Genomic DNA, 24,754 nt, shown 5'->3' on the forward strand with positions numbered 1-24,754 from the left:
CCAAACCACCCCCACTCCATCATTCAATCTTATGAATCTCCCTGTCCTCAAGGCCGCCGACTTCGCCTCCGATCAAGACGTTCGCTGGTGCCCTGGTTGCGGTGACTATTCGATTCTCGCACAGATGAAAAAGATCCTGCCGGATCTAGGCGTGCCTCGCGAGAAAACGGTGTTCGTCAGCGGCATCGGTTGCAGTAGCCGGTTCCCGTACTACATGAACACCTATGGCATGCACAGCATCCACGGTCGTGCACCGACGTTCGCAACCGGTTTGAAGTCGACTCGCCCTGATCTGATGGTCTGGGTGATCACCGGTGACGGGGACGCGCTTTCGATCGGTGGCAACCACTTCATCCATTGCTTGCGTCGTAACCTCGACGTCAACATCGTGTTGTTCAACAACCGGATCTATGGTTTGACCAAGGGGCAATACAGCCCAACCAGTAGCGAAGGGCAGGTCACGAAGAGCACTCCAATGGGGGCGATCGATCACCCTTTGAGCCCGCTGTCGGTTGCCTTGGCGGCGGAAGCCACCTTTGTTGCTCGCAGCATTGACGCTCATGTTCAGCACCTTGGCAAAACACTCAAGGCGGCTGCCGAGCACAAAGGAACATCACTCGTTGAGGTTTATCAAAACTGCAACGTGTTCAACGACGGCGCGATGGCTTACGCACAAGAACGCAAGCAACGTGCCGACAATGTGATTGAACTGGAACACGGCAAACCGCTGATCTTTGGTGCGGAACGAGACAAGGGCATTCGATTGGTGGGCAGCCACCTCGAGGTCGTCAACACCGCCGACGTGCCAGCGGACGATTTGCTGATTCACGATGCACTCGATCCGAATCCATCGATCCAGATGATGTTGGCGCGAATGCGATACCCTGAAATGCCGGAACCGATTGGCGTTCTGCGAAGCGTTGCGGGAGTGTCGACCTACAACGATCAAATCAACGAGCAAGTCACGCAAGCCAAAGCGGCACGCGGCGAAGGCGATCTGTCTGAGCTGTTCCGTAGCGGCGATACATGGGAGGTTACAGCCTGATGTCTCGAGGAAAAACTTTTGACAACATTGCCCGCGCGATCGGTGACACTCCGATGGTGCAGATCAATCGCTTGGTGCCTTCGGGTGACGCGACGGTCTTTGCCAAGTGCGAGTTCTTTCAACCGCTCAACAGTGTGAAAGACCGCATCGGTGTCGCGATGATTGAAGCCGGGGAGAGTGATGGAAGCATCAACCCCGACACGCATATCATCGAGCCAACGAGTGGAAACACCGGAATCGCGTTGGCGTTTGTTTGTGCCGCCAAAGGGTACAAGCTGACGCTCACGATGCCCGAATCCATGTCGGTGGAACGCCGTGCGTTGTTGCGAGCGATGGGAGCCAACTTGGTTTTGACACCGGCGGGCGACGGGATGAAGGGAGCCATCACCACGGCTCAGGAGTTGGTCGATCAAACCGACAACGCGTTCATGCCTCAGCAGTTCGAAAACCCGTCCAACCCAGCGATCCACGAAGCCACCACCGGTCCTGAGATTTGGGACGACACGGATGGCAAGATCGATGCGATTGTTGCTGGCGTGGGCACCGGGGGAACGATCACCGGTGTGGCTCGCTACTTGAAGAAACAAAACCCAGACTTCAAGGCGTTCGCGGTGGAACCAAAGCACTCGCCCGTGATCAGTGGCGGGGCGCCAGGCAAACACCGCATTCAAGGAATCGGTGCGGGCTTCATCCCCGGAAACTTGGACACGTCGATCATTGATGACGTCGTTCAGGTGGATGACGAGGATGCATTTGAATGGGGGCGCCAGCTTGCCAAGCAAGAAGGCATCGTTGCGGGGATCAGCAGCGGAGCGAATATGTGGGCAGCTGCTCAGATTGCTGCGCGACCTGATATGAAGGGCAAGCGGATTGTCACGGTGATGTGCAGCTTAGGAGAACGCTATCTCAGCACACCGCTGTTTGGTGACCTAGGCTTGTAGTGGTATTTATGACTGACAACTGGTAGGCAAGATGAAAGCTTTCGAAGCCACGCGGATTTTCTTTGAGCAAGCCGCGGATCGTTTGGAGATGGATTCCGATCTTCGAGAAGCTTTGTTGATGCCCCAGCGAGAGGTGCAGGTCCAAGTGACCATCCGTCTCGATGACGGTCGCCTCGCGAATTATGTCGGTTTCCGAGTTCAGCACGATCACAGTCGCGGCCCGATGAAGGGTGGGTTGCGTTTCCACCCCGAGGTCGATTTGGACGAAACTCGCGCTCTGGCGAGTTTGATGACCTGGAAAACCGCCGTGGTGGATTTGCCCTATGGCGGCGCCAAAGGTGGGATTGGGATCGACCCCAGCAAGATGTCGCGTGCGGAAATCGAACGATTGACCCGTGCATTTGTGGATCAAATTCATGACATTGTCGGGCCTGACACCGACATTCCCGCGCCCGATATGGGCACCGATCATCAAGTCATGTCTTGGTTTCGCAACCAATGGGAAAAGTACCACGGCTTTCATCCCGCGGTGATCACGGGGAAACCCGTGGAAGAGTATGGGGCCAAGGGCCGCGAAGAAGCGACGGGGCGTGGCGTGGGAACGTTGACGGTCAAGCTGACCAAGCGTTTGGGCATGGATGCGTTGAAGACCCGTGTCGCGATTCAAGGTTTTGGCAACGTGGGGTCACACGCCGCGAAGTTCTTGCATGACGCTCAGTTTCCCATTGTGGCGGTTTCCGACATCACTGGGACCTATTACAACGCGGAAGGCTTGAACATTCCCGAGTTGTTGCGACACAAGTTTTCGCATCCCAAGGGATTGCTGGAAGGGTTCGAACGAGCGGAGCATTTGCCGCTGGACGCGTTGCTGAAACTCGATCACGTGGAAGTGCTGATCCCCGCTGCTTTGGGTGGGGTGATCACGCAGAAGAATGCGCAAGACATCAACGCGAAGGTCATCATTGAAGCTGCCAACGGTCCGGTGGATCCAGACGCCGATGCCGCGCTGCACGACCGTGGGGTGACGATTTTGCCGGACATCCTCGCCAATGCAGGCGGTGTGACGGTCAGTTACTTTGAATGGGTGCAGAACCGCCAGCACTATCGATGGCCGCTCGACCGCGTGCGTCAAGAACTGGATCGCACCATGAACGATGCGTTTGAGAATGTTTGGCAGATGGCGGGGCAGCAAGAGGTCTCGCTTCGAACCGCAGCCTACATGATCGGAATTTCCCGCGTGCGACGTGCGACCGAACTCGCTGGTTTGGCCTAGTCGGCTTGCTCAGCCGAATGCCCGCGGAGGATTGCTCCGCGGATCATTCAGGCTGGCGATTGTCATTCGACAGTGGTTTCAGTCGGCGACACTGTGTCTACGTCCGTTTCCGGTTCTGGCGAGGGCGTTGTTTCCGTGTCTTCCGCGGGAGGCTGCAATGCCTCGGGTGGAGGAATGAGGTTGAACACAAAGTGGTTCGTCCCTTGCTCGACTGTCACTTGGGTCTGATCGAGGACGGCGCCTTCTGGAATGGAGGGACGTTCGATCGTCAGCATCTCTGCAGGAGAGATGTCGGGTGATAACTTGCCAGGTGTCAGTTCGTAACGAAGCGTGTGGTCGCCAATTTTGGCTCCCGGCACATTGGCGAGGTAGATCGCCTCGAAGTGCCCGCTGTCGTTCGTGAAGGCGAGCGAGGGACGCCCGCCTGACACCGGGTGGAACTCGAGTGCCATGTTGGGGACTGGCTGGCCGTTTTGAGAAACGGTGCCAGTCACCTGCCCCAGCTTGGACGAAGGTTGTGCCTCACAACCAAGCGTGAGCAGCAGTCCCAGTCCAATTGCACCTCGAAGGAGAAGGCTCATCCAGCCACGAACTCAAAGTTGATTTCGTTGCTGCCATCCACCACTTCGATTTCAGTGGGTTGCAACTTGCCTTTGCCGCCCATGTCCGGCTTCTTCGACGTTGGGATGAACTCCGCGTCGGGGTTGGCTGGCATCGGAGCGGCTGGACCGTTGATCTCGTAGCGAATGGTGTGCTTTCCAATCAATGCTCCGTCAGTTTGTGCGGTGAACATCGCACTGTAGTGACCTTCGGCGTCCGTCACTGCCATCGAGGGGCGTCCGCCGTCGACGGGAACAAACTCGAGGGCAACTCCTTCGACCGGCTTGCCGTCTTTGGTGATGACACCGGAGACATCGGCGATTGGAGGCAGCTCAGGGCCACATCCGGTCATCATTGTGAGAGCGGCAAGCGTTGCCGTTCCGGTTAAAAATCGCGAGAACGCGTTCATCGAGTTGTGTTCCTTGGTGGAGATATCGTTGGATTGGTTCAGTTCTTCTTCGGCTTAGAATTGTTGGTCGTAGACGAAGCGGTCGTTGCGACCATTCATCGCCATGAAGACATCGTCGAAGTCGATGCTGTCGGTGACGAAGCGGACCGAGCCATCACCCATCGTGAACATTGCACCGCCGACGTGGTTGGAGCGGAAGCCGTTGTGCAGGGTGTAACCGTAGAGTTGGGTGTAGTTGCCCGAGTAGATGCTGTTGATGGGCCAACGTGGAACCGTGATGTTGGCAGTCCAACCCAACCATCCGTGGAAGGCAGGGCCAGCGTTCCAAGCACCACCAGCGTGACTGCTGGGGCGACTGTCGGTGCGAGTTTTGTCAGCGTGTGGCATTTCAGCGGAGTGTTCGCCGATGGCGATCGTTTGGCTGGTTCCGTCCAAGATGCTGGCGAACTTGGGGTTACGATACTTTGAGTTGTTGATGCCGATGATGCCGGCATCTTGCATCCAGCCGTAGCCAGTCCAGACGTTTCGCGAGCCGTCCGAACGTCCACCTGGCTGCCAAGTGCTGTCGCCTTGGCGAATGCCGGGGGTGTAGTAGTAGCCGGCAACGCCAACGTAATCGACGATTTGAGTCTTGTAGCTGTCAGGTGAACCGAAGGCGGTTGTCAGGCCGTTGGCGTTGTTGTCGCGGTAGTTTTGCATTGGGTTCGAAGGGCAGTTGAATCCAGGGACGATTGCATCGTCCAGGATTTCCCAGTTGCGGTTCACGCCGTCTTGGGTGCTGAAGTCGGTGCCGACGAAAGTCAGCTTCTCGTAGATCGACGACTGCTCCATTTGCGGCAGGATCTGAACCAACCACGAAGCACCGCGGTTTGGGTTGCCAGATGCTTGGGCACCGATGTTGGCGGGGAACATGTTGAACGCGCTGTGGTAGTTGTGAACTGCCAAGCCCAGTTGCTTCATGTTGTTGGAGCACTGCATCCGACGAGCAGCTTCCCGTGCCGATTGGACGGCGGGAAGCAGCAGGCCAACCATCACACCGATGATGGCAATGACGACGAGCAATTCGACGAGGGTGAAGCCAGAACTTCTGGAAGAACGAAAAGAGGTAGGACGACGCATCGCTTGAGATTCCATTTGAATGTGCGAATAAAACTTCGAGGTGCCTCTCGGTGCGATCAACGCGACCGAACGTGACACCGGTGATGTTGGGTGGGAGATAGCAAGCAAGAGGCCAAGGTTGCCCCTTGGCGTTTTGCGTCTCCCGGCATTCAAGGGGTTTTGGAAGCTCTAGGGGGGAGATCTCCTCCGAAGCGGGTCGGTGGGGCCGGGAAAGATGAGCAAGAAATCGTGGGATTTCTCAACTTTGGATCGGGGTGTAGCGATTGCAGGGAAGGCAGCAGCGGCTCTCTAGAAGGGTGCGTGAAGCGGCGGTGCTAGTTTGCTGGGCAAGATTGCCTGTTTTTTGGGCGTGCTGAAAGATGTGGGATTGTGTCGGTGATCCCACTCTTACCGGTGACGCAAAATCAAGGCTAGAGTGCGATCGGCGACGCAAAACGTTGTTTTTAGAAGGTTCTTGAGAGGGGGAGGCGAGTGCTCAGTCGTCGCAGTGCAGGTGTTGGCAGGAAGCTTTATGGTGGGAATGTCGCTGTAAGATCGGGTTGGCAGTTGAGGTGAGGCCGCAGGCCTGCTTTGCGAAGAGGCAGGGTCCGAAGGTTGTTCGTTTTGAGGGAGTCGATGGGGAGAGGCGCTCTGTGGCAGGCCGGTCTCGGCAGCAGCGGCACGTGGCTGGAAAACGAGGAAGGTGGCTGGCACCTTACGGCTTTACGGCTTTGCGGGTTCTGGTCGCGAAGAACCTCCGTTCGTGGGCAGTTGGAACGGAGGTTCGTTGGCTGGTTTTTTGAAGCAGCGTTCAGGAAGGCATTGTGAGCGACAGTTGATTGTCTGAGTCATTGACTTCTGCCGTGATCTTCACTGGTCCGGCAGGGGCTCCATTGCCGCCTCTTCGTTGCTTCTTGCCTCCGCTGGGGTCGCCGATCAGTGTGGGGGCCTCGCCTTCATCGGGGTTCGATGCGGTGTTGGCAGACGCTGGGGCTGATTTCCCTTTCTCGTGTCCTCCCAAGATGTGAACTTCATGGGTGCCGATGGCCGCACCTGGCTCGCCAGTGGTGTAGTGCAGCTTGAATTGCCCCGTGTCGTCGGTCTGGCCGTAGGAGACCCCGCCGTGACCCTGCGGGTGGAACTCGAGTGTTGCGTTGACGAATGGAACCCCGTCTTTGGTCAGAGATCCAGCGACGGGGACGAGTTCTGGTTTGTCACCCGACGAGCAGCCAATGGCGAGGATGGATAAACAGGCCAGTGAAAGGAGTTGGGTGATTCGCGTGAAGCGTGTCATGAATTGGCTCGTTGTCTTCAGTCGTGTTTGGGGTGGAAGGAGGATGGCTTTCGGCAGAGGCGGCCCCGCATGGATGATGCGGGGCCGCTTTCCGAGCGAATGCACGCGTTAGTTTTGGAAGTCTTGGATGATGTTGCCGTCGAGTCGGCAAGCCAAATCGGAGAGCGTTTGATAGTTGATGTTTTCGCTGACGAAGTGGACCGATCCATCCGCCAGAACGAATTGTGCTCCGCCAATGTGGGCAGACCGGAATGGCGAGTGCATGCCGGGGCGACCGTACCAGTAAGGGCCGATTCCGAAGTAAGGGCCCCCGCCCGTGCCGTGACGAGTGGTTGGGAAGACGGGTGTGAAGTTGATCCCGGTACGAATCGAGGCAACGTTCATTCGGTAGCCATCGGCTGCTGACAGGGTTGGGTCCCCACCGCCACCGGACCAAGCCCCACCGTTCCAGTTGCCAACGCGGTCGTCATGTTGTTGCCTGGTGCCGTCTTCTTGGATAACGGACTTGAAGGTGCCGGTTTCCCCGACAGCGATTGTGTTGGTGGTTCCATCGGTGATCGAGGCGAAGCGAAGTGGTCGCGTGTTCTTGCTGTCAACCGGAACCATCACGCCGTTGTAGTCCACTCGGCCGTTGTGGCCGTTCCATTCTGTGTAGGGAATGTCTCCACCACCGGTGTTTTGTCCATAGTGATACATGCCGGCGACGCCCGCATAACATGGAACTTGAGTGGTGATCGTTTCAGGGGAACCCAGGGCAATCGTCCCAGCCGAAGCCGTGTCGTCACGGAAGATTTCGAGCGGACTGGAGGGACAGTTGAAGGTTGGAACCAACAAGCCATCGAGCCCACGCCAGCTGTAGTTGATGCCGTCGCGGTTCGAGAAGTCACCGCTGTAGTCGACGTGTGTGTAAGCCGCGGTTTGCTCGAGGAAAGGCAGGACTCGTACCAGCCAAGAGGCAGGGCGATTGAAATCGGCTGAATTCGCCATCGCGTAGGCGGTCGGTGGGAATGCCTTGTACGCATCGTGGTACATGTGGAGTGCCAATCCAATTTGCTTCATATTGTTTGAGCACTGCATTCGGCGGGCAGCCTCACGAGCGGACTGAACGGCGGGAAGAAGGAGGCCGACCAAAACGCCGATGATTGCAATCACGACGAGGAGTTCGACAAGGGTAAAGCCGGAGCTTTTGAGGGTGCGGGAGGATTGGCGGCGACACATTTCTTAAGGGTTCCAGTTGAACAAACGAGCAAAATTCGGCATGTCGATGCTCCCTGTTTGGAAAATCGGCATGCGTGATGTGGGCTCGGGCATCGCAATCGAGAGGCCAAAAGGGGATTGAGATGTGCTGGAAGAACCTCCTGGCGAAGCGCTCAAAGGGTGACGGGGGCGGATCCCAACCGAAGCGGATGCTTAGGCATGCTCTGAATGAGCAGAGGTGTGCGAGTTTTTATTGTTTTTTTGGCAGGCCTATGAGCGTCTGGTTGCCGGAACGCACCTGGAAGAGGGGGCGGTCCTTGGTGGGTGCTCAATCGAAAGGCACGGCTGCTCATAATGAACGCAGTGGCTCTCTGAGTTGGCGCCAATTTTGGATAGTGGCTGGCACCTTGCAGAATTGCCAGAGTGGCAGGAAGGATGGCAAGCGTCCGATTCGCGGCGGACGACAAGACGTTCGCAACGCGATTTACATGGCGGCTAATTCGGCACGGATTCACGATCCGGCGACCAAGGCGTTTTACGAACGGCTTCGCGGCCAAGGCAAACCCTTCAAGGTGGCGATGGTCGCTTGCATGCGGAAGATGCTTTCGACGGTCAATCAAATGGTTCGCAACGGAGAAACGTTTGACGCGACGAAGTACGCCTCCATGGCCGAAGTGCAATCCTGTCGCTAATCCACCCAAGCGTTGTCGCGAGTCCCTTTCGGGTCGCCTTCACGTTGGCCTGCGCTAGCGGTTGAGGCCAGCGTGAAGGCGATGTGGAAGGGACGGCCCCATTTGCCGAGCCCGATCGAGGTCGCACCGCCACGGGCAACCACGGCCCAAAGAAGAAGGGGGCGGCCGACCATCGAGACAAGCCCGACAACCGGCGGCCCGACGTACTCGCGTGTTGCCACGCGGTACCAGTCTGCAAGTTTAATCGAAGCGAGCTTTTACCCAAGAGCCCGCCGTTAGGATGCTGGGCTGAGAACGCCATGGAATCAAGAAATTTAAGATCTTTGATCGCTCACACTTGCCAAGTTCATTGCGTTCGCTCTCCCAAACTGCGTTTGGGGAGAGGTGCATCGTGTGGAATCCCACGAACTGCGGCATCGATCAACTGCACGATCTCTTTACCTGGACAGGTGCATTGCTCGGGTGCTTGGTTTTGAGATTGAGCCACCGAGGTCACGGAGAGCATGGAGGTTGTTCTTCGGTGATCAATCCGCAATGTGGCTGGCAGCTTACGTAGCCTGCGGCATCGTGGGGACGTTGGCAAAGAGCTTGTCGGCCTTGATCAGCGCACTCGCGGGGGGAGCTAATGAGGCGGACTGCTGTCCTAGCAGATGTCCTAGCAGAAATTGCGCCAGTCGCTTGGCCGGATGCGCAAAACCGACGAAAGCGAGAGGTCAGCGGGCTGTCCGTATGCCAGGTCGTGCCGCCGCCCGGCGCCGGCTCGCTTGCCGGACCGCTCATATGACAGACCAAAAGTTGTGCAGTGAAACTTTTCGAATCCACCCCAGATGGTGCTGTTTGCTAACGGCCCGCTCGAAAATTGAGCGATTTTGGTGCGTGTGCACAAATCTTGGGCAGTCAATGGATGTTGCAAAAGCGTCGGAAATGAGACTTTAGGCAAAGTCAAAAGTTTTTTTTAAAAGTTCTTGGGAAATCTGGTGCTCAAGCAATTGTTCCAGTGGGGAATGATCGCCCCTTAAGTCGCTTTCTCGGACGAAACCTGTCTTTGAGGAGAGATTCTCGGGGACTGGTGGCTCTGCAATTGCGTCAGTGGCGAATCGGAAGACCTGATGCAGGTTTTTCAGCAACCGGTGTGTTTCGCCAATCGGCGAATACCGGAGATCTATTTTCCGTACTATTTCCGTACTTCGAGTGGAACAAGGAAGACGCATGAGACATTTTTATCGTCCGAGGCCTAACGCACGGGCAGGGTTTACGCTGGTCGAACTCCTCGTCGTGATCGCAATCATCGGCGTGCTGGTTGGGCTGTTGCTACCGGCGGTCCAGGCAGCTCGAGAAGCTGCTCGTCGAATGAGCTGCAGCAACAACATGAAGCAGCTCGGCCTCGCGTTGCACAACTACCACAGTGCGTTCAACGAGATGCCGAAGCAAGGCACGGGTACGGCAGGGAACAATGACCTCGGCCATGGAATGCAAACCTGGTCGTCGGAATCAAACTCGCTGATGACACTCAGCGCCTTTGTTGCGATGACACCTTTCGTTGAACAACAGGCTCTGTGGGAAGAAATCAGCAACCCCTCCACTTATCAGGTCGACAACCCAACCGTTGCAAGGAGTCCTTCGTGGCCCGCCATGGGGCCTGGGCCAGAGCAAACTTCCATTGGCTATCGATACCGCCCTTGGATGACGCAACTGTCAACGCTTCGCTGCCCAAGCGATCCGGGTGAAGGTCTCCCGGCCATGGGACGTTGTAACTACTCGGTGTGCCTTGGTGACTCGGCCATTTGGGTCCAGCTTTACGGTGATCTCGACGACAACTGGCAGAAAAGCTCGAACTCGGCGACGAAATCGAAGGCGACGGGACGCGGTGCTTTCGTTCCACGTATCACGACTAAATTCCGTGACATCCTGGACGGCCTTTCCGGCACAATCGCGTTCGGTGAGCACATCAGCTCGCTCAATGATGGCGACGTTCGTGGTCAAGTAGGAGTTGATATTTCTACCACCTACGACAACCCGCAGAGCTGCAATGCATTCGTCAGCCCGACCCGACCAGGTTTCTGGTCGGATGGCACCGACGGCGGCACAGCACCTCCAGGGTACATGGGTGGCAATTCGTGGTGGGGATCGGACGTCTGGGGTCGCGGTTTCGCATGGGCCCACTTTTCATCGACGGACACGGGATTCTTGACCCAAGCCCCGCCCAACAGTGCGACTTGTATTGAATGGTGGAGCAAATTTCAGCCAGGCAATATGTCACCGAGTAGCCAGCATCCCGGCGGATGCCACGTGACAATGGCTGATGGCGCGGTTCGGTTCATCACCGAGTCGATCGAGTCCGGCGATCAGACCTCAGACAGCCCCGGTTACGCCAACAATCAATCGGTCCAAACGGCCGCCCACCTCCGGCCTGGGGCTGAGAGCCCTTACGGATTGTGGGGAGCCCTCGGGACTCGTGCGAGCAGAGAAATCATCGACGGAGACTATTGATCGACGCTGTTGGCTGTCGTTTTAAACTTGAGAAGCCGTCGTCGTTTTCGAGGCGGCTTCTTCCGATTCAAGGCCCTTCCTCTGGACTTCACAGTTGCAGTTGGAGGTTGAGTTTTTCGAAACGTTCGAATGACTGGCTACGAATCAAACGTTTCTTCATTTTCACAACTAGGTTTTTCGATGAAAAAGTATTTTTGCTTGTTTGGTTTGACGTTGATGCTCTTCACCACAACCGGGTGCGATAGTTCAACGAGCGAATTGGTAACACCGGATGAAGACTTTTATGCAAAAGGTCTCGAAGCCGAAAAGAACGGTGTCCCCCCAGGTTCTTCCCCTGGGGCGGGTGGATCGGTGAAGCCCGGCAGTGGCCCATCCGCGATTTCTCCCTGACCACTGGTTTCGTTTCACGAGCAATGTGAAACCAATCTGAGTTTGTTCTGCTGGCCAGAGCAAGTCGGTGTGCTCAATGGAGAATTGGAGGAAAGCGTCGGAGCTAGTATCCCGATGCAGCAGTCTCTCTTCGAGTTCTTCGGCAAGCCAATCGAATGGAGTTCCTCCATCAAGAACCACCAACCGCAGCCGTTGGTGGTTCTTTTTTTGGGGGGGGACTTGGCCAATCAACCGAAGCAAACGTCCGTCAGCTACCAATGGCACCGTTCGTTTCGAATTTCCCTCCGTTGGCCAAATCGTCTTCGCTGTCAAATCAGCCTGTGATTCCCAGGCCGGTCATTGTGCCCGTGCTGGTGGCGAACTGGTCCACCTCCATGCCGTGCTGCTGCAACAGTGAGACGTAGAAGTTGGGCAGGGGGTAGTTGTTCTTGCGGTCAAATTCCAAGTGACCGCCATGCTTGAACCCGCCACCCGCGATCAGCACCGGCATGTTTCGGTTGTCGTGGTTGGAAGAGTTGCCGAGGTTGCTGGTCAGGAACACGGTGGTGTCATCGAGCAGGTTGCCGTGTGAATCACCGTGCTGAGCGAGCCCACGAAGGAAATCGCCCCATTGGCCGATCAGGGCTTCTTCAACCAAAGCCAGTTGCTCCAACTTGGTTTCGTCGCGGCCGTGATGGCTGAGTGAGTGGTAGCCTTCCTCGACGCCTTCGACCGGGACCACTCCGCCGCTGCCGGGAAGGTGCAGCGTCACGTAGCGTGTCGAATCCGTTTCCATCGCCAGTGATACGACATCGCACATGGTTTTCATGCGACCGATCAAGTCGTTGGGATTGCGGATGTCGATGGGGGCAGTGGCGTCCACCGCTGGTTTGGGCAATTCGGCCCACTTCTGAGATTGCTGCATGCGTTGTTCGAGTTGACGAACGCTGGTGAAGTAGGCGTCCAAGCGGTCGCGGTCGCCGCTTCCTAGGTCGCGCTGCAGCGATTTGGCATCTTCGGCAACGATGTCCATGATGCTGCGTCCCTGACGCACTCGATCGGCTTGTTTCGCTCGTTCCGCGGGCGAGTTGTCCACGAACAGTTCCGCGAAAAGTTGCGAAGCCGACGTGATTGGCGGGATCATCGCGCCGCTCTCGGTGTAACAGGGGCTGGTCGAACCTCCCGTGCTGCAGACCAGCGATGGGAACCGCGTTGCATGGCCTTTGTGCTTGGCGAGGTACTGGTCGATCGAGATCGTGTTGTTCACCGCGCCGGAGGACCCCATCGGCGTCGCGGTCAAGATGCTGGCTTCGGCGCGATGGCCTCCGTTGACGCCGGGGTGCGATGAACCGGACACGACGGTCACTTTCTCGCGCAGGTCTTGCAGGGATTTCAGATAGCGAGAGGGTTGATAGTTCATCCCGGTGCCTTCGGGAGCCAGGTTTTCGGGCACCAAACCCAGGCCGACGGTCATGGCCACAAATCGTTTGGATCGGCCGGATCCTTCGCCACTGTCACTGGCCGCCAACGCGGGACGCATGGCGGACAGAAATGGCAATCCCATCGCGACGCCCGAGCCACGCAACAGGGTGCGGCGTTTCAGGGGGCTTCGTGAATGAAGGTTGCTGCGTTTCATGATCGATTCTCGAAGGCAGGGGTGAGTGGAGGGAGAAGCGGCATCGGATGCGGCGTGGTGGCAACTTGGGTGGGGTCACTTGGAAAGGAACAAGTCGCTGTGGATGACTTCGTCCAGCAAGGATCGAAAACCAAATTCGTCGTCGCGCGTGTTCGCAACAATCTCTTCGATGCGATCACGATCGGCAAACTGAATGGTTTGGCCGGTGGCGTAGGTGGTGAAGTGCGACGCGAGATTGGCGGCCAAGCGTTCATCGCGTTCGGCGATCAAACCACGGAAAGCGACGAACGAATCGAAGGTGGCTCCATCGGGCATCGCAAAGCTGGGGTCGACGTCGGCACCAGCTTTGTAGGCGTTGCCACGTTTTTGCATGTAGCGATCACGCCAACGACCTCCCGCGTCGAAGTTTTCGAGGGCAAAGCCGGGTGGATCGATGTTTTGGTGACAGGCGGCACAGGACGCGTCGGCTTGGTGTTTGGCCAGCAGTTCGCGAATGGTTTTGGCACCTCGAATGTCAGGCTCGACGGCGGGAACGTTTTCGGGGGGAGAGGGGATTTCGATTCCCAAGATCCGTTCCGACACCCAAATGCCCCGCAGAACCGGCGAGGTGTCGTTGCCTGCCGCGGTGACTTTGAGGATCGAACCATGGCTGAGAAGTCCGCCGCGAGGCGACGCCGGATCGACGCGAACGAGTTTCATTTGGTCGTTCAGGTCAGCAATGTCAGCTTCCGATTCGGTCAGTCCGTAGTACCGAGCCAAGCGAGAATTGAGGTAGGTGTAGTCAGCACCGACCAGTTCACGAACAGGGCGGTCTTCGTCGAGTAGTCGCTGGAGGAAATGATGGGTTTCCGCCAGCATGGCGGCTTGAACGCTCGGGTCAAAGTCACGGAACAATCGTCGGTCTGGTTCCGTGAAATCAATGTCGATGAGATCCAACCACTGATCCGAAAAATCGACCAGGAAACGTTGCCCGCGACGTGTTTGCAGCAAGCGATCGGTTTGGCGTCGGAGTTCTCCTTCGCGGCGAAGCAGGCCTTGGTCCGCGGCGGCTCGGAGCTCTTCGTCGGGCATGGAGCCAGTCAGGAAATAGCTCAGCCGCGAGGCAATCGCCCAATCGTCCAAACGCCCCGATTCGTCGGCGAATTCGGTCAGGTACAGAAAACGCGGTGAGCACAGCACGGCGCGGTACCCGGCTCGCAAGGCCTCGATGAACGTCGCGCCGCTTTGGCGTTCTGCTTCGGCGAGTTGCAGGATGGACTCGATGGAGGCAGCATCGACCGGGCGACGGAAGGCGAGGTCCGCGAATCGTGTGATCGCGGCTCGCAGTTCATTGCGATCGCGTTTTTCCGTGAACTTCTCGACGTTGACTTCTGATCGCTGGAGTGTGCGGTTGTAGCGAAGTGGAAGTGTCCCCAGCAGTCGCTCGCGAGACTCTTTGCGGTCGCCTCCGGGGTAGATGCGTTTCATCTTCAGCGAATGCATTGCCACGCCGGGAAGGTCCTGGTCTTCGCCCTCTCCGAAACCGACTTGGCCGCCTTGGAAGCGTCCTTGTTTGAGCGTTCGGTCGGCGGGGCGGACTTCCAGCATGTGGCCCTTAGGCAGCCAAGCCTGGTAAGTCATGGTTTGTGGTTCGGCCTCGGCTTCGAAACTGCCGATCCAGGACAGCAGCGGAGCACCTGAGTTGCATTCGCCGCTTCGCACGCTGCACCAGATGCCGTGATCCTGGGGGGGCTTCAGCCCCGAGGCGGTCAGGGTGATTTCGTACCAGCCATCTTCGGGCACGCGAGTCGACGAGATTCGGCCGTAGAAGATCATGCCGGACGACCAAATGACCGCCAGTCCCTTTCTCATCTCGGGGTCTCGATTGCGGCGGCCCTTGGGTTTGTTGGCAATTTTCTCGGGAGGCATGTCCAGCGTCCACTCCGAGGCGGGTTGGAGTGTTTTGGCAAACGCAGCGTCGAGCGCCGCGTCGACGACTCTCAAGTGTGTGTTCAGCTGGAAGTGGGACATGGATTGTGCCGACGCCAGGTGGACGTAGCCACCGACGCGTTGTTCGGGCGGCATCAGGCCATCGAGCGGCAGTTCGACCCTCAGCAAGTCCTGCAGCGTTCGCGAGAGTTGTTCGTTGCTGAGCCGCCGGCCTCGAACGCGACCTTCTTGGCGTTGCTGATTGAGTTGATAGGTTCGCAAACGATCTCGAAGCGGTTCGGTGAAATCGCGGACCGTTTCGGGATCCAGTTCGACATCTTCTGGCGGAGGCATCACGCCACTTTGGACTCGGTCGTGAATCACGACCCAGCGTTCCAGGGAGGCGGCGTTGGTCAGGTCCGGCGAAACGGAGTGAATGTCAAAACCGCCTTCCCCGTCGGGGCCATCGTGGCAGTCGATGCATTGAGCCTGCAGGAATTCGACCGAATCGGCGGAGATCAGGCGGTCGGTCTGCGAGGCCGGACTGGCCGCAATTGCGGGACGGCCGACAGCAAGTGCAAGGCAGGCAAAGCAAGCGAGGCCTGCAGCCAGCCGAAAGGGCGAGATCGATAGCATGAACCGGGCACGCAATGTTGGGAGGGGAGAAAGGCGGGACGTCTTGGTTGCAGATAAAATGCCAGCGGGCTTGAGGAGCCGCAGCAGACATTTCAGAGCAAGTTGGACGCGTTCCCTGATTATAACGAATGATGGACTCGAAATGAGCGAATTTTGCCGCTCAAATTGTCGACGGAAGAAGGGATTCGCGGACGGGATCGCGGCGGCGAACCATTTTGCGTTTTGGGCGTAGCAAGGTTTTGCTTCTCTTCTTGTTCCACCCATTCTGAATTGCGCGAGATTTCATGTCGGCGACGATCGGACTCGTGCTCGTGGCCGCTGGGTTGGCGGCGATTTTCAGTTGGTTGGTTCTGTTTCCGATCCGAAAATTTGCGGCTCAGCTTGGATTGCTGGATCGTCCCGGTGGTCACAGCAGTCACACCGTGCCAACGCCGCTGGGCGGTGGATTGGGGATTTACTTCGGAATCTTGGGGACGGTAGCGCTGGCGACGTTGGCCGCGGCGCTGTTGCACGATCCCGAGGCGGTGCCCGCTTGGATCACGTCGCTTCGTGAGCTGACTTCGCCCGCGATTGTGCCGGCGGGATGGTGGGATGCCGCGATGCTGCACGCACCCGGTGTCTGGTCTCGTTGCGGCGATGTGTGGTGGTTGATCTTGGCCGGAACGATCTTGGTCGCTTTGGGGCTGGCGGATGACCGGTTTGGTTTGCCCGTCGGATTTCGATTGGGCGTTCAGTTCGGAATCGCTGCGGCGGTCGTGTGGGGATTGAACATCGAGCTGTCGTTGTTCATCGACGGTGGCTGGCTGACCAAGTTGTTGTCGGTGGTCTGGATCGTCGCCGTGATCAACTCGTTCAACATGCTCGACAACATGGACATGTTGTCCTCGGGAGTGGCTGCCATCATCGCTGTTTCGATGGCGCTCGTGATGTTGACCATTCCGGATCCGGGCACGGATCGGCCACAGTTGTTGGTCGCGTCGCTGTTGTTGGTTGTGGCGGGGGCGTTGATTGGATTTCTGTTCCACAATCGTCCCCCGGCGAGGATCTTCATGGGGGACGGCGGCAGTTACTTGGTCGGTTTCTTGATCGCGGTCGGCATGTTGATGGCAACGTTTGCGGCGGGGGATTCTGGCGACGGGGCCGTTGCAGGTTGGGTGGGCAGTCGGCCTCACGCGGTCTTGGCCCCTCTGTGTGCGATGGCGGTTCCGCTCTACGACATGACCACCGTGATCTGGATCCGAATCCGACAAGGACGCAGCCCGTTCCAAGGCGACCACAGCCACTTGTCTCACCGATTGGTGGACTTGGGGCTGTCAAGAACGGGGGCGGTTGCAACCATTCATTTGATCACCGCGACGTGTGGGCTCTCGGCGTTGTTGTTGGCGCACGTCGGTGTTTGGCAAGCGATCGCGGTGCTGGGCATTGTGATGTGTTTGCTGACGCTGGTTGGCATCTTGGAATCCACGCAGTGGCGGCGGCCGGACAAGTGAACCAGAAACGAAAGGCCGGCCCACCCAAAACGGCTTCTCAGAAAGCGAGCTGGTCAAACCAAGCGGACGACCGGGAAGCAGCTCGCGAATCGTCAGGCAGTTCCTCTGCGGTTTCGGACCGGGCGACGCTGGAATCCTTCGGAACAAAGGGAATGACGTCGGTCGTGCTGGGGATGCTTGCCGCCCTGATGATGTGGGCGTTTTACCATCCATCGGATTCGACCGAGGTGGAACAGGGAGGTGCCTTGGGGTGGTGCTTGGCAACGTTGTTGATCGCGGTGGCGATGCAGTTGTTCTGCGTTGGGCGATCCTTTTTGGTTGCCCAAGACGAGCGTGGTTCACGAGACCGAGCCGATCGAGCAGGCGATTGGCTGGTCGATGGAATCGTGTGCTTGCTGGCTGGTTGGATCGGGTACGCGGCGGTCACCCAGTTGAATGTGCCAATGAGTTCATGGGAGGGAACTGAGACGATCGGCGGTGACTGGCGAGCGGCCAGCAACGAAGCATGGGTGTGGATCGCTGGTGCGGTTTGGTTCGTCGGTTTGCGGCGTTGGCTGAGTGGACCGCAGGCTCGATCCTCGATCGGCGAACTTCGGGGCAACCAGTTGGCGTTGCTGGGATTGGTCGTGGTCGGCGCAGTGTTGCTGGCAGCGCACGCTTTGCATCAGGTTCATGTGTCCTTGCCGCAAACCTTGCGGGAATACAAGGCGGATCCAGAGCGAGTGTTGGCGGAAGTGGGAATCAATGCTCCGGAAGGTTCCAACGCTCGGATGATCTTTGAGAACCGTCTGCGTGACGGTGGCCCGACGGCAACGTTTGCGTTGGCCAACACCCTGGCGGGTTTGCTTGCGATGGCGATGGTGGTCGTGATCGCGGTTTTGCTTCCGGTTCTTGGGAACACCTTCCCGAAAACGGTCTCTCGATTGAGAGTCGGAAGTGAACGTTCAACTGCACAACCTGAGACAACATCGCGTCCGCCGATTGCGGTGGCGATTGGTTTGTTGTTGGTCGCAGCGATCTTGTGCTTGGCTCTCAAGGACACGCAGAGCCGTGCAGGTGTGTTGTCCGTGTTGATCGTTGGCGGCTGCGTGTTGCTGGATTTCGCTTGGTCGAGTGCGCGAGGAAGGCGGTGCGTGACGGCATTGTCGTTGGCGATCTCCGCCGTGTTTGTGGCGATGCCTTTAGCGGCCAGAGGCTGGTTCGGAACGGGCTGGATCTCTGCATTGCCCGAATCGGTGCGATACCGTTTTCAATACTGGGAAGCCACTTGGCGAATGGTCGAGTTCTCCCCGTGGACCGGTGCTGGACCGGGCAACTATCAACAGGCCTACCATCGTTTTCGATTGCCTGAATCGCATGAGATCATCGCGGACCCGCACCATTTCGTTTGCGAGACTCTGGGGGCAGGCGGATTCCCAGCGGGACTTCTGTTGGTCGGGCTGTTGGCGGTGGGGGCTTGGTTGTTCTGGCGAGCCGAACATGGCACGAACGAATCCATGCCAGTCGACTTGTCTGCTGAACCGAAGGCGTCTGGACCGTTGCGGGCAGCTGGATCGCATGCAGGCTTCGTTCGGTGGAGCGTTCCGGTGGGGGCGGGGATTGGTGGATTGGCGGTCTGGATCCTGGGGATTCGCAACCATGACCTGCCCGATTTCGACGCTCACCTGATCGCGATTCCGATCGCCTGTGCCGCTGGTTGGCTGTGGTGGTTTCGATTGCCGGACGAAAGTTCAGCGACCGATCCGGGCTGGGATGTTCGTCGGATTGCCGCGTTTGCGTTGATGGCGGGATGCATGCACCTCAGCTTTTCGGGCGGATGGACGGTGCCGGGAATCGCCGTGGTGCTGTGGACGTTGGCGGCGATGGTCACCTCCTCGGGGCATTCCTTTTCTTTGTCCGGGCCCTTCAGTATGTCACGGGCGGAGGATTCGCTCGCCAACGATTCCCGGCTGCGGGTGCCGGATGGACGCACTGGATTTCGGGTGCGATGGAGGGTGGTCGGGAGCGCGATGGTGGTGGGATTGGCTGCGGTGACGATGTGGATGGTTTCGTATCAACCTGTCACGGATTCGCGGCGCTGGATGGCGGAGGCTCAGATTCAGATTCGTCGAGGCAATCTGGTCGGCGGGGAGAAACTCTGCCAGCGAGCAATGGAGGCGGACCGGCACGCGTTTGATCCCGCCATTTTCCGTTTGCACGTGATCGAACAAGCTTGGTTGCAGCGGTTTGCTGCGAATCCGTCTTCGGTGGGGATGAGCCCACGATTCGAGGAGGCTTTGGAAAATGCGATCCAGCGAGCCGGAAACGATCCCTCGCGATTGCAAGCGATCGGCGAATTGGTGCTGCACCGATATCAAGTCGGTGGGGAGGCAGAGGCACTGGCTCAGGCCAAAATGATTTATGATCGGTGCCAAAGGCTCAGCCCCTGGCATCAAGCGATCGCGGCCCAACGAGCTTTGATCGCCGAAGCCGAGGGGGCTCCCGAGGAAACGGTTCGTGAATTGGCTGAGAAAGCCATTGAATTGGCGGAAACCGGCGGGGTGGTCACGCGTCAGCTCTCGTTGCAATGGATTTTGGTGGTCCGGCCGATCGGGCGATCCGCGATCCAGCAACCCGTCCGCCAGTCGGCTCAGGTGGCCATGGATGCCCTGCGGTTGTAGTGGCCGCGAACGCTTGGCAATGAGCAACGCTTTGCAATGAACCAAGTGCAGGTGCCTGACGTAACCCAGCGGTGATTCTCGTTTTTTCTTTTCTCGTCGTCGTTTTGCCATGAAAACGTTGCTCGCTTGCTTGATCGTTGCCGGAATCGGCGCTGCGATCGCCTACAACATCAATGAATCCAACTACGGCCACTACGAGGCTCACTTTGGGCCCATCGATTACGAGGGGAAAACGACGGCGGCCAATGCGATGGCGTCTCTGAAGAAAGATTGGAGCGAGGATGTTCCCAAGGTCGAACTGCCGGACGGCAATGAGTACGACTTCGGAATCATGCAGCCAGAAGAAGAGGGGGAGCACACGTTCACTGTTGTGAATGTGGGCGTTGCGCCGCTGACATTGAAAATCGGGGCGTCGACCTGCAAATGCACCGTCGGCACTCTGGAAAACGAGAGTTTGGCTCCCGGCGAAAAAACCGAAGTCAAAATGTCGTGGACGGTGAAGACCAATGAGACCACGTTTGGACAGTCGGCCGAACTTCGCACCAATGACCCCACGCAAGTCGCGATTCGTTTCGAGATCACCGGGAAGGTTGTTCGCCAGGTGCAATTGGTGCCCGAAACGTTGACTTTCAAGGAAGTTGCCTCCGGCGAGCCCATTGAATTGGAGTTGAAGGTTTACAGCTACATGAGCGACGAGATTGAATTGGACCAGCCCAAATTCAGCAGCGACGAAATGAACGAGCTGGCTGAGTTTGAAGTCACGCCGCTTGAAATCGATGACGAAGAGCACGCCGAAGCCACCCAGGCTTTCCTGGTCAAAGCTTCCATCGCACCCGGTTTGGAACAGGGTTCCGTGAGCCAAAACTTGGTGATGCCGTTCCACAAGGTTGGAGCAATCGCAGATGCATCAGCCAACGGCGAATCGGAACTCAACGAAGATGACGAGTCTGCGGAGTCGATCGTCGCGGCGGTGACGGGCCGGATCGTCGGTGTGCTGAGCATGTTGGAAAGCACCAAGCTGACCGGGGTCTCCGGCGGCGGGTACATCTATGACTTTGGGAAAATCACCGAGCCAGGGCCGCAAAAGGCCAAGGCGTTTGTGGTCTTGAAAGGACCGGAACGTGACAAGACGAAGCTGTCGATCGGAGAAGTCACTCCCGAAGGTGTCGTGGAAGCCAAGCTGAATGACCCCATCCAAAATGGTTCCATGTCGTTGTATAGCCTTGAGTTCACCTTGACCCCTGGTGACGAAAAAATCGATCGATTGGGCATGAACCGAGAAGACTACGGATTGGTCACGATTGTGTCCGATAACCCCAACGTGCCTTCCATGAAATTACGCCTGAAATTTTCGCTGCCGGCGCGTTAAGATAAACGGGTCGCGTAACCAAGGGGACCATGACGATGTCGTCGCTGCGATCGAATCGAACCATCCATGACGACCGTGGTCCCCTCTGCGTTGGACGTGAATTGTCGGGAAAAGACTCATTCAACGCAGCTGATCAGGCCCAGATGAAATCGCCACGCCCCTTTTTCAACAGTTTGTCGACCTCGATTGGGGCTTCGATGATCGCTTCTGTGAAATGTTCTCGTTGGTCCTGTTGGATGGCCGTTCTGGGGGCTTCCGCGATCACAGTGGTGGGGTGTTATTCGCCCGCGCCGCTGGCGAAACAATCTGAGAAAGATGAGATCACTTCACTGTCGCCACCCGAATTGGTGGCGGTTGAACCGGTCGCGGTTGATTCCGTGGCGGACTACCGAGGGCGAGTTCAACTGCCTTCGGATGACTGGCGTTTCGCTCGCCAGCAACCACTTTCTTTCGCGACTTCGGCTGCCTTAGACGTCACTCGTGAGGACGCGGAATCGGTGGATCCAACTGGTGGCTGGTCCGGTGACGAACTGACCTGGACGGTCGAAACCGATGAGGAATCGGTTGCCAAGGAATCGGCGGTGCCTGCCAAAGTTGCGACCGGCAAATTCGATGGCGAAATGGACCTGAGCCAAATCGATCCTGCGGAAGACACTCAGTCAGAAAAGTCGGCTTCGGATCTGGGCAAGGTTGAAATCGTGCCGAGGCCCATGGCTCGCAAGGAGATCGAAGCGGAAATCGTGCCGACCCCGCTGGGCCTGCCGGAGAATCATCGTTCAGCGGTCGCGAAAAACGCGGGGGCTAACACCGCACGTCGGTTGGAAGTTCCCGCAGCGGATCTGTCGGACTCGCCCATGGATCGGATCGCACCTGAAAAGATCGTGGCCAAACGTCCGCTCAGCGAGGCGGAGAGCTCCGAGTCGGAGCGATTGAGTTTCCCTGAGGAAGCCACGACCGCTTTCCAACTGACGGGACCCGATGCTCCAATCATCGACACTTTGATTGATGCGGAATCGGTTGGCGGTGGTCAAGAACCGGAGGACTACAACACTTGGCCCGCGCCCTCGCTGACGCTGTTCGTGACCGGTCAACAACACGGTTACATCGAGCCATGCGGTTGCACGGGGCTGGAAAATCAAAAGGGCGGTGTCGCTCGGCGAATGACGTTCCTGAACCAGCTGCGTGAGAAAGGATGGGAAATGGCACCCATCGACGCCGGGAACTTAGTCCGTCGCTACGGTCGCCAATCGGAAATCAAATTTCACCGTTCACTCGAAGCCCTTCGCAAGATGGGCTACGTCTCGGTTGGCCTGGGACCTGACGACGTTCGTTTGAGCGTGAATGATTTGATCCAAGAGGCGTCGCCTGGCGATCCGGAAGAAGCGATTTATGTGTCGGCCAACGTGATCCCGTTCGACCGTTCGTTGATGCCATCACACCGCGTCGTTCGCAGAGGCGGCATGACGTTGGGCGTCACAACGATTCTGGATCCAGATTCGTTGGAAACCAAACTCAGCGATGACATTCAACTGACGGCCTTGGTGGATGCGGCAAAAGAAGCTTTGGCAGCGATTCAGGAAGAGGATCCGGATTACACGGTGCTGACATTTTATGGCGAGGAAAAGAACGCCCAGGAGTTGGTGCGTGCGGTTCCTGGTTTCGACCTGGTCGTGATTGCTGGTGGCTACGGCGAGCCGACTTATCAGCCACAGGCGATCGAGGGCACGGAAACCAAGTCGATTTTGACTGGTGACAAAGGCATGTACGCGGGGCTGGTGGGTTTGTATCCCGAGGGACCGATTCGCTACGCCCGTGTGCCGTTGTCTCACGAATTTGACGACGCTCCTGAGATGCGAGCGTTGATGAAGGATTACCAGTTCCAACTTCGCGATCTGGGCTTCAGCAACTTGGGGCTCAAGCCCATTCAGCATCCCTCCGGCGGTCAATTTGTTGGTTCGGAAGCGTGTGGCAAGTGTCACACGACCGCCTTTGACATCTGGGAAGGTTCGGCTCACTTCGAGGCCACCGAGCACTTGGTCAACCCAGGCGAACGCGGTGACGTTTCTCGCCACTTCGATCCCGAGTGCATTTCATGCCACGTGACCGGATGGAACCCACAAGGTTACTACCCATACGTTTCCGGCTACTTGGACTTGGAAGCCAGTTCCCATTTGCATGGCAACGGTTGCGAGAACTGCCACGGTCCCGGTGCGGCTCACACGAAAGCGGAAGCAGCCGACAGTGGCGTCAGCGACGAAGAGAAGACTCGTCTGCGGGACGCGATGAAGCTGCCGCTGGAGGAGGCTCGCGAATCGTGCATGAAGTGCCACGATTTGGACAACAGTCCCGACTTCCACGCAGAGGGCGCTTTCGACGACTACTGGGCCGAGATCGAGCACTACGGGGTCGACTGATCGTGGAGCAAGAAGACCAAAGCGATTGAAGGCATTCCCCTGCCGCAAACCTCGTGGGCCAGGTCCTACCTGGGTTGGCTCGTCGCGGGGAAAGGTTGCTCTTGTGATCGTGCTTGGATCACGCCTCGCTTTGTTCCAAAGCATTGGCTGGTTGCCAGGTGAGACCTGGCCTACATCGCTTGGCCACTGGAGTGGCCAGGATGTTAAGCAGGTACGCATGAGTCATCGGGTATGTGAACCGTTGGCGTTCGCCACGGTTTTCACGCACAACCGGGGCTAACGCCCAAACGGCTCACATGGTTGTGCGTGGTCATTCCTGCCGACCTGCTTAGTGTGGTCCCTCGCTGACGCGTTCGGGTTGTGAGGTGGGTTGGTCAGGCAGCGACGGTTTCTAATTTTGCTGAATCGGAACGGTTGTCAGTGGCAGCGTTCGAATCTTTGTCTTCGAGCAACCCATCACACATCCGGTAGCAACGATCAGCCGTTTCCGCGATCGAGTCATCGTGAGTGATCATCACGATCGTCAGATTGTCTGCTTGATTCAGTTCGCGAAGCAAGCTCAGGATCGTGGCTCCGGTTTCGGTGTCCAGGTTGCCTGTCGGCTCATCAGCCAGCAACAGTTTGGGGTTGGACATCAAGGATCGTGCGATCGCCACGCGTTGCATTTCGCCGCCTGACATCTCAGACGGTTGGTGATGACTGCGGTCCAGCAATCCAACTCGATCCAGCATCGCTTCGGCGCGAAGTCGCAGTGACTTTCGATCGCGGAGGTAACCCAGAACACTGCGACGAATCATGGCGGGGGCCAACACGTTTTCAATCGCGGACAGTTCCGGCAGCAGGTGATAGAACTGAAAGATGATGCCAATCTGGGAATTGCGATACTGATCGCGACGGGCGCGGCTTTGGTTGTCGATGCGTGAGCCATCAAACCACACCTCTCCCGAATCGGGTTGATCGAGCGTTGCCAGCAAGTGCATCAACGTGCTCTTGCCGCTGCCGCTGCGTCCGACGAGTGCGGACATTTCACCTGCCGCAAAACCAACGTCGATGCCGCGCAGAATGGGCAGTTCGATTTTGTCCTTGTGGTAACTCTTGCGAATCCCGCGGGCTTCCAGCAGCAGTTCAGGCGAGGAATGCATGGATTGAATCGTTGGTCGAAGGAGGGGATGGGGAGAGGTTTCGAAGGGGAACGAGTCGGAGGTCAGTTTCTGGCGCCGTTGATGCGACGCC

Annotated in this window: 18 protein-coding genes; 10 read left to right on the top strand and 8 right to left on the bottom strand. The window is 57.7% G+C overall.

The window, feature by feature from the left end; translation table 11 throughout:
• The first annotated feature begins 31 nt into the window (after positions 1–31).
• Genes RISK_RS16785 through RISK_RS16795 form a run of 3 tightly spaced genes read left to right on the top strand, consistent with a single transcriptional unit; the run spans position 32 to position 3,259 of the window.
• Positions 32–1,045 (top strand): 2-oxoacid:ferredoxin oxidoreductase subunit beta, encoded by a 1,014-nt coding sequence (locus RISK_RS16785; RefSeq protein WP_047815470.1) that lies wholly within the window; start codon positions 32–34, stop codon positions 1,043–1,045.
• On the top strand, positions 1,027–1,986 hold the full coding sequence (gene cysK, locus RISK_RS16790; RefSeq protein WP_173442692.1) for a cysteine synthase A: 960 nt from the start codon (positions 1,027–1,029) through the stop codon (positions 1,984–1,986). Before RISK_RS16785 ends, cysK begins: the two co-directional genes overlap by 19 nt.
• 31 nt (positions 1,987–2,017) lie before the next feature.
• The gene (locus RISK_RS16795; protein WP_047815471.1) at positions 2,018–3,259 is read left to right on the top strand and encodes a Glu/Leu/Phe/Val family dehydrogenase; all 1,242 of its coding nucleotides are present in this window, start codon (positions 2,018–2,020) and stop codon (positions 3,257–3,259) included.
• A gap of 62 nt (positions 3,260–3,321) precedes the next feature.
• Here RISK_RS16795 and RISK_RS16800 read toward each other — a convergent pair whose 3' ends face one another.
• The 5 genes from RISK_RS16800 to RISK_RS16820 all read right to left on the bottom strand — a co-directional run bounded on the left by RISK_RS16800 (position 3,322) and on the right by RISK_RS16820 (position 7,878).
• A complete protein-coding gene (locus RISK_RS16800; RefSeq protein ID WP_083435012.1) occupies positions 3,322–3,840 on the bottom strand; it encodes a hypothetical protein in 519 nt (172 codons plus the stop codon).
• Entirely contained in the window at positions 3,837–4,268 is a 432-nt protein-coding gene (locus RISK_RS16805) for a carboxypeptidase-like regulatory domain-containing protein (protein WP_047815472.1), read from the bottom strand. Before RISK_RS16805 ends, RISK_RS16800 begins: the two co-directional genes overlap by 4 nt.
• A gap of 54 nt (positions 4,269–4,322) precedes the next feature.
• Positions 4,323–5,387 (bottom strand): DUF1559 domain-containing protein, encoded by a 1,065-nt coding sequence (locus RISK_RS16810; RefSeq protein WP_047815598.1) that lies wholly within the window; start codon positions 5,385–5,387, stop codon positions 4,323–4,325.
• Between the two features lie 790 nt (positions 5,388–6,177).
• A complete protein-coding gene (locus tag RISK_RS28245; RefSeq protein WP_053061206.1) occupies positions 6,178–6,660 on the bottom strand; it encodes a hypothetical protein in 483 nt (160 codons plus the stop codon).
• Between the two features lie 108 nt (positions 6,661–6,768).
• On the bottom strand, positions 6,769–7,878 hold the full coding sequence (locus RISK_RS16820) for a DUF1559 domain-containing protein (RefSeq protein WP_047815473.1): 1,110 nt from the start codon (positions 7,876–7,878) through the stop codon (positions 6,769–6,771).
• Between the two features lie 386 nt (positions 7,879–8,264).
• On the opposite strand from RISK_RS16820, the gene RISK_RS16825 reads away from it, so the two are divergent.
• The 3 genes from RISK_RS16825 to RISK_RS16840 all read left to right on the top strand — a co-directional run bounded on the left by RISK_RS16825 (position 8,265) and on the right by RISK_RS16840 (position 11,429).
• Positions 8,265–8,549: a transposase gene (locus RISK_RS16825; protein WP_390173943.1), complete on the top strand. Its 285-nt coding sequence runs from the start codon at positions 8,265–8,267 to the stop codon at positions 8,547–8,549.
• Between the two features lie 1,209 nt (positions 8,550–9,758).
• Complete coding sequence (locus RISK_RS16835; protein WP_083435013.1) at positions 9,759–11,039, top strand: DUF1559 domain-containing protein; 1,281 nt, start codon at positions 9,759–9,761, stop codon at positions 11,037–11,039.
• Between the two features lie 129 nt (positions 11,040–11,168).
• The gene (locus RISK_RS16840) at positions 11,169–11,429 is read left to right on the top strand and encodes a hypothetical protein (RefSeq protein WP_150122606.1); all 261 of its coding nucleotides are present in this window, start codon (positions 11,169–11,171) and stop codon (positions 11,427–11,429) included.
• Between the two features lie 313 nt (positions 11,430–11,742).
• On the opposite strand, the gene RISK_RS16850 is transcribed toward RISK_RS16840, so the two are convergent.
• Both RISK_RS16850 and RISK_RS16855 read right to left on the bottom strand, forming a co-directional pair.
• Positions 11,743–13,044 carry a DUF1552 domain-containing protein gene (locus RISK_RS16850; protein WP_047815477.1) on the bottom strand — a complete coding sequence of 434 codons (1,302 nt, stop codon included), beginning with the start codon at positions 13,042–13,044 and terminating at the stop codon, positions 11,743–11,745.
• 75 nt (positions 13,045–13,119) lie between these two features.
• Positions 13,120–15,588: a DUF1592 domain-containing protein gene (locus RISK_RS16855; RefSeq protein ID WP_047815478.1), complete on the bottom strand. Its 2,469-nt coding sequence runs from the start codon at positions 15,586–15,588 to the stop codon at positions 13,120–13,122.
• Between the two features lie 284 nt (positions 15,589–15,872).
• On the opposite strand from RISK_RS16855, the gene RISK_RS16860 reads away from it, so the two are divergent.
• The 4 genes from RISK_RS16860 to RISK_RS16875 all read left to right on the top strand — a co-directional run bounded on the left by RISK_RS16860 (position 15,873) and on the right by RISK_RS16875 (position 23,521).
• A complete protein-coding gene (locus tag RISK_RS16860) occupies positions 15,873–17,078 on the top strand; it encodes an MraY family glycosyltransferase (RefSeq protein WP_047815479.1) in 1,206 nt (401 codons plus the stop codon).
• Positions 17,075–19,738: an O-antigen ligase family protein gene (locus RISK_RS16865; RefSeq protein ID WP_047815602.1), complete on the top strand. Its 2,664-nt coding sequence runs from the start codon at positions 17,075–17,077 to the stop codon at positions 19,736–19,738. Before RISK_RS16860 ends, RISK_RS16865 begins: the two co-directional genes overlap by 4 nt.
• 109 nt (positions 19,739–19,847) lie before the next feature.
• Positions 19,848–21,107: a DUF1573 domain-containing protein gene (locus tag RISK_RS16870; protein ID WP_047815480.1), complete on the top strand. Its 1,260-nt coding sequence runs from the start codon at positions 19,848–19,850 to the stop codon at positions 21,105–21,107.
• A gap of 197 nt (positions 21,108–21,304) precedes the next feature.
• A complete protein-coding gene (locus tag RISK_RS16875) occupies positions 21,305–23,521 on the top strand; it encodes a multiheme c-type cytochrome (RefSeq protein WP_236696383.1) in 2,217 nt (738 codons plus the stop codon).
• 374 nt (positions 23,522–23,895) lie between these two features.
• Here RISK_RS16875 and RISK_RS16880 read toward each other — a convergent pair whose 3' ends face one another.
• Positions 23,896–24,663 carry an ABC transporter ATP-binding protein gene (locus RISK_RS16880; protein WP_047815482.1) on the bottom strand — a complete coding sequence of 256 codons (768 nt, stop codon included), beginning with the start codon at positions 24,661–24,663 and terminating at the stop codon, positions 23,896–23,898.
• Positions 24,664–24,754: the final 91 nt, after the last annotated feature.

Origin of the sequence: Rhodopirellula islandica (assembly GCF_001027925.1) — a bacterium.
GTDB classification, from domain to species: Bacteria; Planctomycetota; Planctomycetia; order Pirellulales; family Pirellulaceae; genus Rhodopirellula; species Rhodopirellula islandica.